At 50.9% G+C, this 847-nt stretch carries 5 tRNA genes and 1 rRNA gene; all 6 read left to right on the top strand.

From position 1 onward, the window contains the following. The first annotated feature begins 8 nt into the window (after window positions 1-8). The 6 genes from rrf (at window position 9) to M3202_RS22000 (ending at window position 847) form a co-directional block, all read left to right on the top strand. Window positions 9-124: ribosomal RNA gene (rrf, locus tag M3202_RS22025) — 5S ribosomal RNA — on the top strand. A gap of 35 nt (window positions 125-159) precedes the next feature. Beyond that, window positions 160-234: transfer RNA gene (locus M3202_RS22020), tRNA-Asn, on the top strand. 5 nt (window positions 235-239) lie between these two features. Beyond that, window positions 240-333: transfer RNA gene (locus M3202_RS22015), tRNA-Ser, on the top strand. A 31-nt stretch (window positions 334-364) separates the two neighbouring features. Continuing rightward, window positions 365-439: transfer RNA gene (locus M3202_RS22010), tRNA-Glu, on the top strand. Window positions 440-488: 49 nt separating this feature from the next. Continuing rightward, window positions 489-564, top strand: a tRNA-Val gene (locus M3202_RS22005). A 209-nt stretch (window positions 565-773) separates the two neighbouring features. Continuing rightward, window positions 774-847: transfer RNA gene (locus M3202_RS22000), tRNA-Met, on the top strand.

Here is an 847-nt window from a genome sequence, read left to right as displayed (position 1 = left end):
ATCAAAAGTCCGGTGGCGATAGCGAAGAGGTCACACCCGTTCCCATGCCGAACACGGTCGTTAAGCTCTTCAGCGCCGATGGTAGTTGGGGGCTTCCCCCTGTGAGAGTAGGACGTTGCCGGGCGATTTATTTCTTTACAGAAGCGAAATTATATACATTCCACAGTAGCTCAGTGGTAGAGCAATCGGCTGTTAACCGATCGGTCGTAGGTTCGAGTCCTACCTGTGGAGCCAACCACGGAGAGCTGTCCGAGCTGGCCGAAGGAGCACGATTGGAAATCGTGTAGGCGGTGTAAAACCGTCTCGAGGGTTCGAATCCCTCGCTCTCCGCCAGTAACAATTTGACTCATATAATAATATATGTGGCCCGTTGGTCAAGCGGTTAAGACACCGCCCTTTCACGGCGGTAACACGGGTTCGAATCCCGTACGGGTCACCATTTTAAAGATAGACGCTTTATCGATTGTTATACATAACCATTAAGAGTCGGAGGATTAGCTCAGCTGGGAGAGCACCTGCCTTACAAGCAGGGGGTCGGCGGTTCGATCCCGTCATCCTCCACCATAACTTGAATAAGCGAGAAGAGGAGAGTTCATAGCCTCTTTGAAAAAGTATCATCCAAGTATTTTTTAGCGACGCGGGGTGGAGCAACAAGCAAAGCATCCGCCGAAACAGCGACGAGTAAACTCGACGCATGAAAGCTTCCTTGAATAGTAAGGTAGAGGAGAGTTCTAATCTCCTTTGAGAAACATCATCCGAATACTTAATAACGACGCGGGGTGGAGCAGTCTGGTAGCTCGTCGGGCTCATAACCCGAAGGTCGGCGGTTCAAATCCGTCCCCCGCAA

The organism is Halalkalibacter oceani (genome assembly GCF_023715605.1).
Classification (GTDB): domain Bacteria; phylum Bacillota; class Bacilli; order Bacillales; family Bacillaceae_D; genus Halalkalibacter; species Halalkalibacter oceani.
The sequence above is the reverse complement of the archived record's forward strand: the minus strand, read 5'-3'. Positions and strand labels throughout refer to the sequence as shown.